The sequence below is a fragment of the Pedobacter sp. SL55 genome (genome assembly GCF_026625705.1).
Classification (GTDB): Bacteria; Bacteroidota; Bacteroidia; order Sphingobacteriales; family Sphingobacteriaceae; genus Pedobacter.
This window is the reverse complement of sequence record NZ_CP113059.1, coordinates 1549937-1566871: the sequence shown is the minus strand read 5'-3', so window position 1 is coordinate 1566871 and position 16935 is coordinate 1549937. Positions and strand designations below refer to the sequence as shown.

The following is a 16935-nucleotide window of genomic DNA, read 5'->3' as shown; positions in this document are numbered from 1 at the left end:
TCATTATGACCATACTCTTAATCATCATTGTTTTAGCGCTGATCTTTGATTACATCAACGGTTTTCATGATGCAGCTAACGCAATTGCAACCATTGTGGCCACAAAGGTACTTACACCTTTCCAAGCTGTGGTATGGGCTGCATTTTTTAACTTTTTAGCCTATTGGGTGTTTGGTTTCGGCGTTGCCGATACTGTTGCCAAAACAGCAAACACCATGGAAATTAACCTTACAGTTATTTTAGCGGGCGTAATAGCGGCTATTATATGGAACTTATTAACCTGGTGGTTCGGTATCCCTTCCAGTTCTTCGCATACCTTAATTGGTGGTTTTGCAGGGGCAGCAATAGCACATGCAGGCTTAGATGTGGTAAACTGGTACAAAGAAGGGAAAGCTGGCGAAATGCCAACAGGTGTTTTGGTAATTGTTGGCTTTATTGTACTTGCACCGCTTATTGGAGCAATTGTATCCTATTTTATTTCTATTTGGTTGCTACACTCTGCAAAGAAGAGCATTTGGCCAAAGGTATTTACGCTTTCGCTGATGATTGCTACTATTGTTTTTGTGTACTATCAAATGATTCCTTATGATAAAATTCTAAAGCCTCGTTTCGAGTCGGAGTTTTGGAGCGTCGTTTTCGAATCGCACAACATCAAATGGTTCTTAGTTGCTTTTATCGTATTAACTATCAGCTCTTTTTGCTTGATTTTTAGTTTCTTAAGCCATCATCAATCTACCAAATGGCTTAGAAAAATGCAGCTATTATCTTCTGCTGCATTCAGTTTAGGCCACGGCGGTAACGACTCGCAAAAAGTAATGGGAATTATTGCTGCTGCAGTTTTAGTTTATGTACACCAAAGTGGGGTTACTATGGATAGTATGCCAGAATGGCTACACGTAGTACTGCCCGGAAAAGATGCTAACGGTAACGAAATAGCGGCCCACATGCCACCTTGGATCCCATTGGCTTGTTATACCGCAATATCTGTTGGAACTTTAAGTGGTGGTTGGAAAATTGTTAAAACAATGGGTTCAAAAATTACAAAAGTAACCCCATTTGAAGGCGTAACCGCAGAAACAGCGGGTGCTCTAACACTTTACTTTACCGAACACCTAAAAATTCCGGTAAGTACAACGCACACCATCACAGGATCTATTATTGGCTCGGGCTTAACAAAAGGAACTTCTGCCGTAAAATGGGGAGTAACCGTTAAATTGATATGGGCTTGGGTTTTAACCATTCCTGTTTCGGCAGCTTTGGCAGCGATATTATATTACATTTTAGCTTTCTTTATTTAAAGAAGATTTAATAAAACAGAAAAAGGCAGTTCATTTTTGGGCTGCCTTTTTTGTATGCAATATAACGTGAATTATGAGTTATTTTAAGTTTTATCCCTATCATCAAATGCCCCTTCATTAAAAATTAGTGGCAACTAAATATCAACACTATCAACTTCGAAATGCTGAAGACCACTAACCAGCACTTAATAACTTGAAATTTCGATTAATATTTATCGCCCTACAACACCCCGGTCTTCGACCACCCCTCTGAAAGAGGGGAATTGCGGCCTACATTCCCCTCCTTTGGAGAGGCGCCTAAAAGGAGGGGTGGTTAAAAATCGTAATACACCGTTTAAATAACAGCCAATCACATTTTAATTATCGAACTCAGTTAACAAAAAATCATCGATTACTTCTACTGCATTTTTAAACCGCTCTTCCCCTATCCCAGCAACTACTTTATAATTTGCACCAAGCGCTTTAAGTTCTTTGTGCCACACTTCCATAAAATGCTCGCGTTGGTTGGGAAAATCTCTCAAAGGATCATCCTGCCAAGGCAGATCGATATCCAATAACACATAAAAATCATAGGAGTTTATTTGTAGCGCATCTAACACAATTTGCGGTGTTTCTCCAAAAAAAGCATCACTCCAAATTTTTACAGTTAGAAAAGTAGTATCACAGATAATAAAATCTGTTTCGGCCATTGCCAATACAGACTGTTCTAAAGCATATTGCCCGTGAAACATATTAACCTCATCTTGCAAAGTACAGGGTTCGGTTAACTTCTCACAATAGTACCTGGCATACTCGGGCACCCATGGCACTTGGTAATATTTAGCCAAAGCTGTAGCCATGGTAGACTTTCCTGTGCTCTCTGGACCAACGATAGCTATTTTTTTAATAATGCGCTTGTTCACGATAAGTTTTTTTCCAATCCAAATGTCCTTTTAGAGCAATGATAACTAAAATTGTATATAGCATCGCATAAACATTTAAGTTCTTGTATATTAACAATGGCACATAGCAGATGTCTACGATAATCCATAAAATCCAATTTTCTAATATTTTTCTAGTTAGCATAATTTGCGCCACCAAACTTACGGCGGTACAAAAACCATCTTCGTAGGGTACATTGGTTGGCGTATACTGATCTAGCAAATAACCCAAAACTCCGGTAAACACTAAAACAGCTGCCATAATTGTTAGCCAATGTATTGCTTTTATACTTACAATAGGCTTTGCCACTTCCTTTTTCTTTTTTATCCAAAACCACCAACCATAAAATGCAGTAAAAAGAAAGTAAAACTGCAATGCGAAATCTCCAAACAAATGGCTTTGAAAATATAAGACCGCACTAATTACAATACTTATGATAGATATTGGCCAGTTTAGGATATTTTCTTTTGCAGCTAAATAAATACATGCGATGGTACTCACAAAGCCCAACCATTCTAACCAAGAAGTTTGCTGAAGTTGTTGGATAAATTGCTGCCAAATGTCGGCTTCGAGTATAAACATTAATCAAATATAAACCGTCTGATTATTTTTTAGCCACAGATGCACAGATTTAATTTTTCAAAATTATCAAAAGTTATAAAATATCACTGATTATATCATGTTCTTATCCTTTACGCTTTGATGTTGTTAAAATTAAGATATATATCTAGCACAAACCTCTGGCACGTGTAGCTAACCAAAAGGCCTATAAAAAAGAATTCCGGTAGGGAACAACCCCTACCGGAAAATAAACCAAACAAACTATTTATGAAGAATACCCTCTTGCGAGGATGCTTTAGATCAATTTAATCGTTGTATCAATCATCCAATCTGTAACAACAACATCTAATTAACTTCAATTGTTTTGCTTTATTACAACATTGCTGCCAATAATTTCGAAACACCTTTTTCATGACGAAAACATGACCTTTGTCGCTATAATATCAAGCTTAATGTTACAAAGCGTATTGCTTTTTTTCGCCATTATTCAAGTGTGTCATTTTAAGTGTGTAAAAATGACACTTAGCGAGCCTTTGTAAAAGCCCTATAAAACAGACAGTGTACAAAAAAGCAGACAACACTAAAGCAACTTAAAATCAAACAGTTATATTTTATTTACTTGTAAAAACACGCCAAATCACGCCACTTACATCATCTGCCACTAGCAAAGCACCATCATTGGCTACAGCTACTCCTACAGGTCGGCCATAAACTTCACTTTTTGAAGCATCGGCAACAAAGCCTGTTAAAAAATCTTGCATTGTGCCTGTTGGCCTACCATCTTTAAAAGAAACAAATGCAACTTTATATCCAGCCAATTGCGATCTATTCCATGAGCCGTGTTGACCAATAAAAGCTCCGCCCTGGTATTTAGCTGGGAATTTATTGTCGGTGTAGAATGCCAAGCCAAGTGAAGCCGTGTGAGCGCCGAGCGCTACGTCTGGCACTAAAGTCTTCTTTACCAATTCTGGATTTACACCCTTTAATCTCGGATCTTTGTGTTGACCAAAATAGGCATAAGGCCAACCATAAAAACCGCCATCTTTAACGCTAGTGATATAGTCTGGCACTAAATCATCGCCTAAACCATCACGTTCGTTTACGGCAGTCCATAACATATTGGTTGTTGGCGCCCAATCCATGCCAACCGGGTTACGCAAACCACTGGCAAATATTTTTTCTCCAGTGCCATCTGGATTTACCTCCAAAATTGCTGCTCTTCTCACTTCGTGCTCCATACCATTTTCGCCAACATTACTGCCCGAACCTACAGAAATGTAAATTTTATCTTTCGCTTTGCTTACTAGTAAGTTTCTAGTCCAGTGATTATTGTAGCCACCTGTAGCAAGCTTACAATCTTCTTGCCTTCTCCAGTAATTTTTGTATCTCCTGTTTTGTAAGGGAACATCCACAAACCATCGGTATTAGCTACATAAAATGAATTACCAATAAAAGCCATTCCGTAAGGCTGGTTTAAATCAGATAAAAAAGTAGTAAGCTCTGGCTTACCATCTTTATTGCTATCTCTAAATAACATAATGGTGTTCACACTCTTTCCTCCAACTTCAGATTTTGCTTTACCAGAAATAGCGTTGGCAATCTTTTCCTTCGTGCTACGCTCCGAATTAGAAAGCGCTACCAATATATCTCCATTTGGCGCAATGACGATATTTCGTGGGCTTTTCATTCCATCAGCAAATTTGCTGACCACGAAACCTTCTGGTGCTACTGGCATTTTATTCGCCGGCCAATCGATCACCTTACTGAAGTTATTTTTAGATGCGGTGGTATCTGGCGATGGTAGATTTAAAGTGTCTACATCTGTTGTGGCATGAACGGTATCAGCGGTTTTATCCGATTTGTTAGCACTATTACACGCTGCGAAAAGCGAAGCAGCCACGCCCAGCAATCCTAAGTATTTTGTTTTCATCATTATTCTTTATTTAGTAAATACTGCTTATTTAAACAGTTACAACGACAAGTTGTTTCGAGCCTAATATTGCATCTAAATTCTTTCCGTATTTGCCAAAATAATCGTTACTCAAAAACCCTCAATATTTTTTAAAATAATAGCCCGAAAATTGAGTAGCAAATTGTATCTTTGCATCCCGACAGAGCAGTTGGGAATTTCATTTTATAGCAAGAGGAACTCTCCCAGCTATCGGTCAGTTAGACTATCACTTTAGACTTTTTTAAAAACCCACAATGCCTAAAGACACTTCCATCAATTCAGTATTGATCATCGGATCTGGACCTATTATTATTGGACAAGCCTGCGAATTTGACTACTCTGGTTCTCAAGCCGCACTTTCTTTAAAAGAAGAAGGAGTTAAGGTTTCGATCATCAACTCCAATCCGGCTACCATTATGACCGACAAGGTTATTGGTGACCATGTTTATTTAAAACCTCTAACACTCGAATCGATTGAAGAAATTTTAGTTGAACACAAAAACAACCCCAACTTACCTACTATTGATGCGGTTTTACCTACCATGGGTGGCCAAACAGCACTTAACCTTTGTGTTGATGCTGATGAAAGAGGTTTGTGGAAAAAACACAACGTTAGAATTATCGGTGTTGATGTTGCTGCGATTGACAAAACTGAAAACAGAGAATCTTTCCGCCAGTTAATGGTTGATATAGGCGTTGGTGTAGCTACATCTAAAATTGCCAACTCTTTCCTAGAAGGTAAAGAAGCAGCGCAAGAAATTGGCTTCCCGTTGGTAATTCGCCCATCTTACACCTTAGGTGGTTACGGTGGTGGCTTTGTACACAAAAAAGAAGATTTTGACGCAGCACTTAAACGCGGTTTAGAAGCTTCGCCAACCCACGAGGTTTTGGTAGAGCAAGCAGTTTTAGGCTGGAAAGAATATGAATTAGAGCTATTGAGAGATAGCAACGACAACGTAATCATCATCTGTTCTATCGAGAACTTTGATCCAATGGGTATCCATACCGGAGACTCGATTACAGTTGCCCCTGCAATGACTTTATCAGACCGTTGCTACCAAGAAATGCGTAACCAAGCCATCAAAATGATGCGTGCTATTGGTAATTTCGCAGGTGGTTGTAACGTACAGTTTTCGGTAAATCCTGATAATGATGAAATTATCGCTATCGAGATTAACCCACGTGTATCTCGTTCATCGGCCTTGGCAAGTAAGGCAACTGGCTACCCAATTGCTAAAATTGCAGCTAAATTGGCTATCGGCTACAACTTAGATGAAATTGAAAATCAAATTACAAAAACTACTTCGGCCTACTTTGAGCCTACTTTAGATTACGTAATTGTAAAAATTCCTCGTTTTAACTTCGATAAATTTAAAGGCGCTAACATGGAGCTTGGTTTACAGATGAAAGCTGTAGGCGAGGTAATGGCCATTGGTCGTAATTTTATCGAGGCATTGCAAAAGGCTTGTCAGAGTTTAGAGATTGGACGTGCCGGCATTGGTGCCGATGGTCGCCAAAAACGTGACATCGAAGAAATTATGCATGGCTTACAGCACCCAAGCTGGAACCGTTTGTTCTTAATCAAAGATGCCATGAGCATGGGTGTACCACTAGAATCTATCCGTAAGGTAACTAGAATTGATAAGTGGTTCTTAAACCAAATACAAGATTTAGTAGCGCTAGAAACAGAGTTGAAACGCTATTCACTAAATAATATTCCTAGAGATTTCTTCTTCAACTTAAAACAAAAAGGTTTCTCAGATATACAAATTGCCTACGTTTTAGGTAATGTAACCGAAGACGAAGTTTATAATCGCCGTAAAGAGCTAAACATTAGAAGAGTTTATAAAATGGTAGATACTTGTGCTGCCGAATTTGCCGCACAAACGCCTTACTTCTACTCTACTTTTGAAGAAGCACCGCAACAGATTTCTTTGGTAACAGGAGAAGTTTTATCTGATGGAGATGAATTAGGCACTAACGAATCGATTGTTTCTGACAAGAAAAAAGTGATTGTATTAGGTTCAGGTCCTAACCGTATTGGTCAAGGTATCGAATTCGATTACTCTTGCGTACACGGTTTGTTAGCAGCCAAAGAAAATGGTTTCGAAGCCATCATGATTAACTGTAATCCAGAAACGGTAAGTACAGACTTTAACATGGCCAACAAGTTATACTTCGAGCCTGTATTTTGGGAGCACGTTCGCGAAATAATTGACTTAGAAAACCCTTATGGCGTAATTGTACAATTGGGTGGTCAAACTGCTTTAAAGATGGCCGAAAAACTTCACGAAAACAATATCCGCATCATAGGTACTTCTTATGAGGACATGGATATTGCCGAAGATCGTGGTAGCTTCTCGGATTTATTGAAAGAACTAGATATTCCTTATCCGAAATATGGCGTAGCAGAAAATGCGGAAGAAGCCATTAAAGTAGCTAACGAAGTAGGTTATCCGGTATTGGTTCGCCCTAGTTATGTACTAGGTGGCCAAGGTATGAGCATTGTAATTAACGACGAAGACCTAGAAACTGCTGTAGTTAAATTATTAGGTGACCTACCAGGTAATCGTGTACTAATTGACCACTTCTTAGACAGAGCAGAAGAAACCGAATCTGACTCTATTTGCGATGGAACCGATGTACACATTGTTGGTTTAATGGAGCACATTGAGCCTGCAGGTATTCACTCTGGAGATTCAAGTGCGGTTTTACCTCCGTTCAGCTTATCTGACAAGGTAATTGCCGACATGGAAAACTACTCGAAAAAAATTGCGAAAGCTTTAAATGTAATTGGTTTGTTAAACATTCAATTTGCAGTTAAAGATGAGAAGGTATATGTAATTGAAGCTAACCCACGTGCTTCGCGTACAGTGCCATTTATCGCTAAAGCTTACGATGTGCCTTACATTAACATTGCGGCAAGGGTAATGCTGGGCGTAAATAAATTGAAAGATTTTAACATCGAGCGTAAGCTTAAAGGATTTGCAATTAAAGAACCTGTTTTCTCTCATAATAAGTTCCCAGAGATCACTAAAGAATTAGGCCCAGAAATGAAATCTACAGGCGAAGCCATCCGTTTCATCAAAGATTTGGAAGATCCTTACTTCTTGAAATTAGTGAAAGATAAATCAATGTATTTGTCGAAATAGAACAAGGATAAAAGAGCAAAGAATAAAGTTCAAGTCCCTTAGCGTAATGTTAAGGGACTTTTTATTTTTTTGAAGAGCAAATGCAGTAGCACTATTTATTGGTAGTCCTGCTTTACGCTTTACTTGCCATTATATGGCTGCATGTTCGCTCCAATCAGGTCTATTTAACGAAAAACTATGCTAAAACTTTGTCAATCTTACCTGCATATCGCCTATTAAGATTGACAAAGTTACGAACTGAAGGCAACTACTGCTTCGTCCAAATCCTAGTGTTCAAATCTAATTCTTCTACCACATGGCGCATTAAACGCAGCATATTCAAATCCCTTTCTAAAACATCTGCATTTAGCAACGATTTAAAAATCGGCGCTTCAAAATAATTATGGTTTAAAGGAAAAGCAATGTAAACGTTAGACCAAATAAACGAAATTGAAATAGTAGAGTTGGCATATTGGTTTAGATCCAATAGCTTCTCCATTAACGACGGTGTTAAAATGTAACGAGCCTCAACTTGGTCGCCACTTTCGGTAATAAACATCTTATCGAAATCTACATTTTCCAGTTCTACAATGTTCTTGTTGCCAAATACATTTTGAGAAAACCATTTACCGAATGCGCCTCCGAAACCTTTAGGCTTTACTACCGTAATGCTATTGAAATGCTTATTGAAATCGGCACAAAAAATAATGCCTTTAAAGATGTCATGCCAATGCGTTTGTTTTCCCATTCTTGGTCTGGGTTTCTGTTTTGTATTCGGCATGCACTTCAGCAAAATGGATTTGCGTTTTATCAATTTTTCCATGCACTAAGTCTTCCGTTTTATAGCGGTCGGGCGTTTGCGAGAATAAGCGACTGTCCATAAAATCTCGCTCACTTATCCCAGATTGAGGATTGATCTGCAAGTCTCCCAAATTTTTAAGCGCAGCACCAATTACCCTGTACTTAAAATCAAGTTTGTAGGCACTGGTTTTACTTCCTACTAAAGCAAGCATGATAAAACCAGTAATGAGGCCAATAAAAACCAACACTACGCCTACTTCAACGAGACCAAACAAAAAGCCTGCAAGCAAACACGCTGCACCAATGCCCATGCTCCAATAAGCTCGCGAATGTTTCTTGGCAATCTCCAGTCGTAAAGCCTCCAGTTCATTAAAAACTGGAACCATTTCTGGCTGACGATGTAACTGCATTAGCTATTGAATAATTCTTTTGCGCTAATGTTTTTACGTTCTTCGGCTGGGGTTTCTAGCACTGGCATAGTTTGGTAGCGCAACATACCAGCGAAAATACTACTTGGAAACATCATCACAGCATTGTTGTACGTAGTTACTGCAGAGTTGTAAGTTCTACGAGCTGCCGCAATTTGCTCTTCGCTTTCAGTCCAAGTGCTTTGCAGGTTTAGGAAGTTGGTGTTTGCTTTTAAATCTGGGTAGTTTTCTACGTTAACCATTACCCCTCTTACAGCAGTATTAAGTTGTTGGTCTAGCTGTATTTTTTCTGCATCGGTTAAGCTACCAGTGTTTCTCTGTGTACGCATTTGTGTAATTTTTGTTAGCGTTTCACTTTCGTAGGTCATATACTGCTTAATGGTTTCCACCAAATTGGGGATAAGATCGTAACGCTTTTTTAGCATCACATCGATAGCAGAGAAGGCGTTGGTTACTTGGTTCTTTTTTCCGATAAGAGAGTTGTAAATACCGATACCTATTAGCAATACAACAATGGCGATAATTCCTAAAATAATCATAGTGAGTTGGTTTTTAAACTCTAATATACGAGATTGGTTGATATTTTTTGAACGTTAGCGTCAGTAATTTGATATAACCACAAAGTCGCTAAAAACACAAAGTTAGGTTTTAAGCACTCCTAGCTTTCTTGTTGGCGTTCCCGCCAACGAGTGGCAACAGACTTACTAAATTGTGAACTATTAAAGTCCTTTACGGAACTTTGCGAAGACTTATGAAACCCTGCAGTTAATTAGCCGCAAAGAAATAAAGAGCTACGCTAAGAAAGCAAAGACTTCTCTTAACTGTTAATCTTAATGTGCGACGTAAGGGGTAAAATTGCCTGAGTTTACAGCACAGCAGATTGTTAATTAAACCCGATTGAAGGAAAATACTTTTTGTTTAAAGCTGTTATCCTGAACGCTAGTGAAGGATCTAAGGTTAAGCAATTCAGATACAGATGCCTTGTTCCTCGGAATGACAGCAGAAGCGATACAAAAAGATTGGACTGAAAGCGGGACTTTCGAAACCGAAGAACTACAGCTATTGCTTTTCAAAGTCATTCGGCGTCACAAAAATTAGAATTATTCAGGTTCCCACACTTAAATTCTAAAATCGTAAATCTAAAATCGTAAATGTATTGTATCTTTGCGGCATGAAACATCAATCAGCTATTTTATTCGTTTTAAGGTTTTTATAACCTGAGCTGAAAATACTTCCGTTTCAAAAAATCCGATATTGTATGCTACATCCAGAAATAGAGAAAAGAAAAACCTTTGCCATTATTAGCCACCCCGATGCGGGAAAAACCACGCTTACCGAGAAATTTTTGCTTTTTGGTGGTGCAATTAATACTGCAGGTGCCGTAAAACGTAACAAAGCCAACCAAAGCAATACTTCCGATTTCATGGAAATTGAGCGTCAACGTGGAATCTCTGTAGCAACTTCGGTAATGGGTTTCGAGTACAGCGGCAAACGCATCAACATTTTGGATACGCCTGGCCACAAAGATTTTGCTGAAGATACTTACCGTACGCTTTCGGCGGTAGACAGTGTAGTTTTAGTGGTAGATTGTGTAAAAGGTGTGGAGGAACAAACGGAAAAAATTAATGTCGGTTTGTAGGATGCGTAACACTCCTGTGATTATTTTCATCAACAAAATGGACCGCGAAGGTAAAGAAGCGTTTGATTTACTAGATGAAATTGAGGAAAAACTAAACATCAGCTTATGCCCACAATCTTGGCCTATCGGACAGGGCCACACCTTTAAAGGTGTTTACAGTATTTATCATAATCAGTTAAACCTTTTCCACTCAGATAAAACAAAAGTTACGGATTCTGTGGTGAAAGTTAACGATTTAAATGATGCTGCACTACTTGATTACCTACAGGAAAAAGAGGTTGGCAACCTAAAAGATGAAACTGAATTAGTAAACGGTGTATATGGCGATTTAGACATTTCTTTATACAAAGAAGGCTTACTGGCGCCCGTATTTTTCGGTTCAGCTATTAACAACTTTGGGATTAAAGAACTACTGGATACTTTCATTGAAATTGCCCCTAGTCCGCGACACCGCGAAGCAGAAGAACGTGATGTACTGGTAGAAGAGAAAAACTTTAGCGGCTTTGTATTTAAAATACATGCGAACTTAGACCCAAAACACCGCGATAGAATTGCCTTTTTGCGTATCTGCTCGGGCAAGTTTGAGCGCAATAAATTCTATTACCACACCCGTCAGGATAAGAAAATGAAGTTCGCCAACCCAATGGATTTTATGGCCAACGAGAAAAGTTTAGTAGAAGAAGCTTGGCCAGGAGATGTGGTTGGTTTATATGATAGTGGAAACTTTAAGATTGGTGACACCTTAACCGAAGGCGAAAAACTGCAGTTCAAGGGCATCCCGAGTTTTTCTCCAGCTATTTTTAAAGAGGTAGAAAACATGGATCCTATGCGTACCAAACAATTGGAAAAAGGTATTGAGCAATTAACCGACGAAGGTGTAGCGCAACTTTTTGTGATGCAGCCCGGTAACCGTAAGGTAATTGGTGCCGTGGGCGAGTTACAGTTTGAGGTAATTAATTTCCGTTTAGAGCATGAGTATGGTGCTAAATGTCGTTTTCGTACGCTAACTTATAGTCGTTCGCGTTGGGTAACATCTGATGATAGAAAGACTTTAGATGAGTTTGTAAAACGCAAGCAACAGCATATTGGTACCGATAAAGAAGGTAATCCGGTGTATTTATCAGACAACGATTTTATGATTGAAATGACCAAACGCGATTATCCGGACATTGAGTTTCATACCACGAGCGAGTTTAAATAGCCCTTTTAAACCATAAGTTTTTTTAGCAGCGCAATTTTTGTGCTGCTATTTTTTTGTAGTGTTAAAATCTGCGAGGTTATGCGATAATCTCGCAATGCTTAAAAATATGCCCTAACTTGCATGTTGCCCGTGTGTACAGCGTTTACTGCTGGCGATTTACGCCCTTCGTAATTAATGTTAAGCTGTATACCATTACCAATGGTTCTTTGCAGCCCTAAGCCCCAAGTGTAATTGTTGCCAATCTGCAAACCAGATAGCATTTCGTAACCAATGGTACTGTTACTTTCGCCAGTGAATTTATTGTTGATGTAGCTAACCTTACCCGTTAGCACGCCCTTTTTTAAAACATTGTAACGTGTTTCGGTAGTAAAGGTTACATTCTGATTTTTTTCGCCACCATAAGCACTGGCATTTCGCTGACTGCCATAAATTCCTGCAAAAGTTACTCTCAAATCTGTACTGAATTGATAATTTAACTCTGGTAACACATCGAAATAACTGATCTGATAATTACGTTGTACAAAAAGTTCGGAATTGTAATTCTTACGCCCTTGGTTTAAAGTAAGATTAAGGTTGGTACTTTTTATTGGAGCTGTTCTAATGCGCAGCCCCCGTTCGTTACGTTTTCTACTATCGAAACCGTTGCTCAAAAAGCTTTTGCCACCATCGGCCAAATAGTTAAAATCTACACCAAACTTTGGGTTATTACGATTAAAGAAAAGCGTATTACGCAGAAAAGAAGCCAAAGAAATCAAATTTGCGGCATCTATGCCTGTATGAAAAGGATTGTAAACCTCTAGCCCATTACTTGCTAAAATTTTTCTATCTATCTTATAAGAAAGCTGGTTGGTAAACCTACTTACCAACTTCTGCAAACCCTTGCTTCCCTTTAAAATGGCACTTGGTGTAATCCTAAAAGTTTGATTAACACCCGTGAAATTGGTACGCACATATTCGGTACCTGCTGTAAAAATACGGATGTACTTTGCTTGGTCTGGAAACCGTGATATTTCAAACTCATCCAGTTCTTTAATGCCATTATCATTATAATCGTTCCAAGCATAAATACCCTGACCGGGCAATACTTCCAAATAAGTGATTTCGCGACGAGGCTCTTGCCCATTGCCCACCTCATAATAAACAGAAGTATTGATAAAACCTTTCATCGCATTAAGGTTATAATCTAATCTACCCACCAAGCTTTCGTCACTATCTACCGAAGCAAATCCGTTTTCATATCCCGTTTTGCGATAACCAGCTGTTAAACTCAATCTAGAGTTTACATTTTTGCTTAAATCTAAACCCACATTTACACTTTGCGAATGCGAACTGTTCAACAATTGCGTTCCTCGAGGTAATTGATCTTGCCTAAAGCTATAATCTATTTTATAACGGTTACTTTCTGTCGCTTTGCTTTGTAGGTAAAATTTATAAATATGGTACGAAAGGCTATTTCCAGTCAACAAATCTGTTTGCTTATCTGTAGTAAGGTTATGCTGCTGCTCAAAAACAAAGCCTGCCAAGAAATTGAAAACCTCTCTATTGGCATCTAAATAATGTTTAAAGAAAGTTCCTTTATTCGCCGTAGCATCAGAATTTAGCAAACTACCATCGTACTTTAAGCCATATTTACCAGCCTTAAATACGCTTTTCACTCTGTGTAAATAACCTTGATATTGCCCCTCTCTAGTAAATGTATTTAAGGTGTATCCAATATTTTGTTGCTCGCTTTTAAACAACTGCGCCCCGGCAGTAAACAAATGTTCGGTAGCTTCGGTTGTAATCGCATCTAAATTAAAATCTCGGTTAAACTCTACTGTGCGGTATCGTTCTATGGGTTTAAATGTTTTGCTTACATACTCGTAATTGGCAGAGGTGTTAAGCTTTAAGCCTTTATCATTCAATACAAACGGATGAAGCGCATCTAACTTTAAACCATAGCCAGATATATTTGCTACGCTTTTATCTGCAAACAGGTTAAGGTTGTTGTTACTGATGGCAAACTCGCTACTAAAAAGTGTTTGCTTTTGAGGTTTAAAATCTGCTGCTAGGGTAATTAACTGCTGCTGTTTTGGCGTGATAAGCAAAGTGATTGGTTCGTAATTTCCCTGCATTACACCTGCAACAGGTGCTACATATTCGTAAACTTTTCCATTTGCCGCCGACTGGCTATTGATACGGTAGTTGCCTCTACCCTCGCCTAAATAAGAAAAACCAACACGAAATTTCGCCAAAGCAGGATCGGTACTGTAGCGATAGTAATCTACACCGCCTACCGATGTTAACCTTTCGTACAAAATCTCATTTTCGCTATAGGGAACTTCGGTAACGTTAGGATAATAAGCCTGCGAAATATCCCTCCCCAAGGTAGACATGAACTGCTTTTGCTCGTCATTTAAGATTTGTAAAAAAGGCTGATTTCGATTATCTTTCTCGTTGTAATAATTTAAACGGAAAGCCAATTTATCTGTTTCTATCCGTTGGTTTAAATAAGTGAGCGACCGAGAATAGTTCTTATCAGAATACTCAAACTCTACCGATATCCTACTGTTAAGGTTAATAATTTGCTTAGCAGTGAAAGTAATTTCTGCGGTATTATAGTCGATGATATAATCGTTATCCTGCCCACGAACTAAAGGCACCCCATCAATAAAAACACGCTCAGTACCAGCAATAACCACAATGTAAGTTTCGCCGTTGTTACCTGTTAAACGATAAGGACCTTGGTTCCCTTCCTGACCAATAATTTGATTGCGGCCCGAGCGACCTTTTGCCACCGCAGCGGCAACCGTTGTGCTGTATCTAATTCCTTTTTCCGTTTTAAAATCATGGCTAATCATGGCGCCTTGCGTTCGCTTATAAAAGTTCATGAAATAGCTATTTGGCCGTTTCAGCTCATAATCTCCAGCGGTAAGCATCGTGCTGTCTTTCTTAATCTGTACAAACACCCTATCGAACTCGTTAAGTTGCTGCGTATTTCCCTCGGGCTGTATGGGCAAATTATCATCAGAAATGGCGGCTAAAATTTCAATGTCGTTTCCTATTTTACCAGACATTTGTAACACCATATTAGAGTTTACCGAAAGGTTTTGGTTGTTACCAAACATGACACCTCTGGAAATACTGCCACTTTTATTTAAGCCTTTCATAGAAAAAAGGGTATTTTCTACCGTTTGAGGCTTGTAATTATAAAAACTACTGTTATCTATGGCCAGCTCTTCAATCAGTTTTACATCTTTATGAAAATAGCTTTTAGAGAATAAAATGGGGAACACTTTGTAGTTCAGCATCAGTGCTACCCCTTCTGCTCCTTTCCATAAAAAGGTGGCTTTGGCATAGTCTACTTGATAGAGCGAACTATCTACAGGCAAATTTGTGCTGTACCGAACGCTAAAAGATTGCGGCACGATACTTAAACTATCTAGCGCAACCACTTTGGTGGTGGTGTTAAGCTTTTTAAACCGTTGGTTGGTATTTAGCTGTGCTTTTAATCCAGTATCTTACCAAAATCACTAAAAGCGATATGAGGCCAACCCTAAACATCATTACACTAATGGGAAAGTGAGGTAGAAAATAGTTCCATTATTTAATACTGAGGTAAACTCTACTTTTCCGCCAGCATTTTCTATGGCCTGTTTTACGAATGCCAAGCCCAAACCAGTGCCCGATGATTTTGTGGTAAAATTAGCCCTAAAAATACTGCTCTGTAAACTTGGTTCAATACCTTTTCCGTTGTCTTCTAGCTCTACAAAAACCTGTTTTTCATCGTTAGCAATATGTATTTTAATTACACATTTCTCTTTCCCATCTGCAGCTTCTATGGCATTTTTTAACAGGTTATTAAACGAACGCAGCAGCTGGTCTTTGTCGCCAAGCACCCATATTTCTCTATTGCTTCTGTTTAATATATGGATTTCTACATGCTCCATAGAGCTAAATACTTCTTTGGCTTGCTCTATAATTGGCACCAGTGTAATGTGTTCCAATTTAGTATCGGGCATTTTTGCAAAATTAGAAAACTCTGATGCAATGGTGGCTAAGCTATCAATCTGTTCTACAAACGATTTATTAAAACGCTCAAACTTTTGCTCAAAATTAGGATCTTTTTCTTTCCACGATTTTTCTAACAACTGTACACCAAGCTTTAACGGTGTCAATGGGTTTTTAATTTCGTGAGCTACCTGTTTTGCCATTTCACGCCATGCACTTTCGCGTTCGCTACGAGCTAATTTATTTGCACTTACCTCTAGTTCGGCAATCATTTTATTGTATTCTTTTACGAGTACCCCAATCTCGTCTTGGCGGTGCCACACCAATGGCTGGTTGGCCTGCCCCAACTTGGTTCTGCGTATGTTTTCTTGTATAAAAGTTAGCGGACTGGTAATTTGGTTGGCCAAGAAAACAGCCAAAACACCAATCAATACAAAAACTAGTGCGTAAATATTAATTAGCGTATTGATAAAAAGCCCAATTCTGGCCTGGTAATCTTCTTCGTTTGAATAGTATGGAATACTGATATAGGCAATGGTTTGGTTATCGGCATTTCGTACCGGAGCATAAGCTGCAGCGTAGCTAAATTCGCCAATTTTTTCTACCGGGTTTATGTATTCCGATTTTTGTGCTGTAGCCAACTGCATATAGGCCATTGGACCCATTTTACGCCCAATAATACCCAAATCGTACAACCTAGGCAAAGTAGTAAGGTAAAGGTTGCCACTAATATCGTACAAATTGAGGTAAACACCATTCACATCCGCAAATTGGTTAAACTCAAATTGCGCCTCGCTATTGTTGCTAATGGTACCTGCTAGGGCAATCTGCTTTTCGTAGGCCAATTGCACTTTTCGCAATTTCTCTCTTACCTGTTCGGTTTGTTGTTCAAGGTATTGATGTTTGATATTGAAAAAGGTAGTCCACCCAACAATAACCAGCGTAGCCACTACAGAAAGCACTATCGAAAACTGTATACGGGTTTTGTAGAGAATTTTATTGGCATTAATCATC

Annotated in this window: 11 protein-coding genes and 1 pseudogene; 3 read left to right on the top strand and 9 right to left on the bottom strand. The window is 38.8% G+C overall.

The window, feature by feature from the left end; genetic code table 11:
- Positions 1–5: 5 nt before the first annotated feature.
- Positions 6–1298: an inorganic phosphate transporter gene (locus tag OVA16_RS07165; protein WP_267764500.1), complete on the top strand. Its 1293-nt coding sequence runs from the start codon at positions 6–8 to the stop codon at positions 1296–1298.
- 356 nt (positions 1299–1654) lie between these two features.
- On the opposite strand, the gene OVA16_RS07160 is transcribed toward OVA16_RS07165, so the two are convergent.
- The 4 genes from OVA16_RS07160 to OVA16_RS07145 all read right to left on the bottom strand — a co-directional run bounded on the left by OVA16_RS07160 (position 1655) and on the right by OVA16_RS07145 (position 4713).
- A complete protein-coding gene (locus OVA16_RS07160; RefSeq protein ID WP_267764499.1) occupies positions 1655–2200 on the bottom strand; it encodes an ATP-binding protein in 546 nt (181 codons plus the stop codon).
- Positions 2181–2801, bottom strand: coding sequence for a nicotinamide riboside transporter PnuC (gene pnuC, locus OVA16_RS07155; RefSeq protein WP_267764498.1), 621 nt, complete (start codon positions 2799–2801; stop codon positions 2181–2183). The genes OVA16_RS07160 and pnuC overlap by 20 nt, the downstream gene beginning before the upstream one ends.
- A gap of 590 nt (positions 2802–3391) precedes the next feature.
- Positions 3392–4192: a PQQ-dependent sugar dehydrogenase gene (locus tag OVA16_RS07150; protein WP_267764497.1), complete on the bottom strand. Its 801-nt coding sequence runs from the start codon at positions 4190–4192 to the stop codon at positions 3392–3394.
- Positions 4084–4713: a hypothetical protein gene (locus OVA16_RS07145; protein ID WP_267764496.1), complete on the bottom strand. Its 630-nt coding sequence runs from the start codon at positions 4711–4713 to the stop codon at positions 4084–4086. Before OVA16_RS07145 ends, OVA16_RS07150 begins: the two co-directional genes overlap by 109 nt.
- A gap of 272 nt (positions 4714–4985) precedes the next feature.
- Between OVA16_RS07145 and carB the strand changes: the two genes are divergently transcribed.
- Positions 4986–7883 carry a carbamoyl-phosphate synthase large subunit gene (gene carB, locus OVA16_RS07140; RefSeq protein WP_267764495.1) on the top strand — a complete coding sequence of 966 codons (2898 nt, stop codon included), beginning with the start codon at positions 4986–4988 and terminating at the stop codon, positions 7881–7883.
- Positions 7884–8130: 247 nt separating this feature from the next.
- Here carB and OVA16_RS07135 read toward each other — a convergent pair whose 3' ends face one another.
- From OVA16_RS07135 to OVA16_RS07125, 3 genes are read right to left on the bottom strand one after another with little or no spacing between them, the layout of a single operon-like run.
- Complete coding sequence (locus OVA16_RS07135; protein ID WP_267764494.1) at positions 8131–8610, bottom strand: DUF3137 domain-containing protein; 480 nt, start codon at positions 8608–8610, stop codon at positions 8131–8133.
- The gene (locus tag OVA16_RS07130) at positions 8585–9073 is read right to left on the bottom strand and encodes a hypothetical protein (protein ID WP_267764492.1); all 489 of its coding nucleotides are present in this window, start codon (positions 9071–9073) and stop codon (positions 8585–8587) included. Before OVA16_RS07130 ends, OVA16_RS07135 begins: the two co-directional genes overlap by 26 nt.
- A complete protein-coding gene (locus tag OVA16_RS07125) occupies positions 9073–9630 on the bottom strand; it encodes a LemA family protein (protein WP_267764490.1) in 558 nt (185 codons plus the stop codon). Before OVA16_RS07125 ends, OVA16_RS07130 begins: the two co-directional genes overlap by 1 nt.
- Positions 9631–10349: 719 nt before the next feature.
- On the opposite strand from OVA16_RS07125, the pseudogene OVA16_RS07120 reads away from it, so the two are divergent.
- A pseudogene (locus tag OVA16_RS07120) lies at positions 10350–11931 on the top strand (peptide chain release factor 3).
- A 98-nt stretch (positions 11932–12029) separates the two neighbouring features.
- On the opposite strand, the gene OVA16_RS07115 reads toward OVA16_RS07120, so the two are convergent.
- A complete protein-coding gene (locus OVA16_RS07115; protein WP_267764489.1) occupies positions 12030–15365 on the bottom strand; it encodes a hypothetical protein in 3336 nt (1111 codons plus the stop codon).
- A 111-nt stretch (positions 15366–15476) separates the two neighbouring features.
- Positions 15477–16934, bottom strand: a complete 1458-nt coding sequence (locus OVA16_RS07110) for a sensor histidine kinase (protein WP_267764488.1) — start codon at positions 16932–16934, stop codon at positions 15477–15479.
- Position 16935 lies beyond the last annotated feature (1 nt).

Excerpts from the sequence above, each read along its gene's own strand:
- OVA16_RS07165 (WP_267764500.1), top strand. The coding sequence starts at position 6 with ATGACCATACTCTTAATCATCATTGTTTTAGCGCTGATCTTTGATTAC.
- pnuC (WP_267764498.1), bottom strand. The coding sequence starts at position 2,801 with ATGTTTATACTCGAAGCCGACATTTGGCAGCAATTTATCCAACAACTT.
- OVA16_RS07145 (WP_267764496.1), bottom strand. The coding sequence starts at position 4,713 with ATGATGAAAACAAAATACTTAGGATTGCTGGGCGTGGCTGCTTCGCTT.
- carB (WP_267764495.1), top strand. The coding sequence starts at position 4,986 with ATGCCTAAAGACACTTCCATCAATTCAGTATTGATCATCGGATCTGGA.
- OVA16_RS07135 (WP_267764494.1), bottom strand. The coding sequence starts at position 8,610 with ATGGGAAAACAAACGCATTGGCATGACATCTTTAAAGGCATTATTTTT.
- OVA16_RS07130 (WP_267764492.1), bottom strand. The coding sequence starts at position 9,073 with ATGCAGTTACATCGTCAGCCAGAAATGGTTCCAGTTTTTAATGAACTG.
- OVA16_RS07125 (WP_267764490.1), bottom strand. The coding sequence starts at position 9,630 with ATGATTATTTTAGGAATTATCGCCATTGTTGTATTGCTAATAGGTATC.
- OVA16_RS07110 (WP_267764488.1), bottom strand. The coding sequence starts at position 16,934 with ATGATTAATGCCAATAAAATTCTCTACAAAACCCGTATACAGTTTTCG.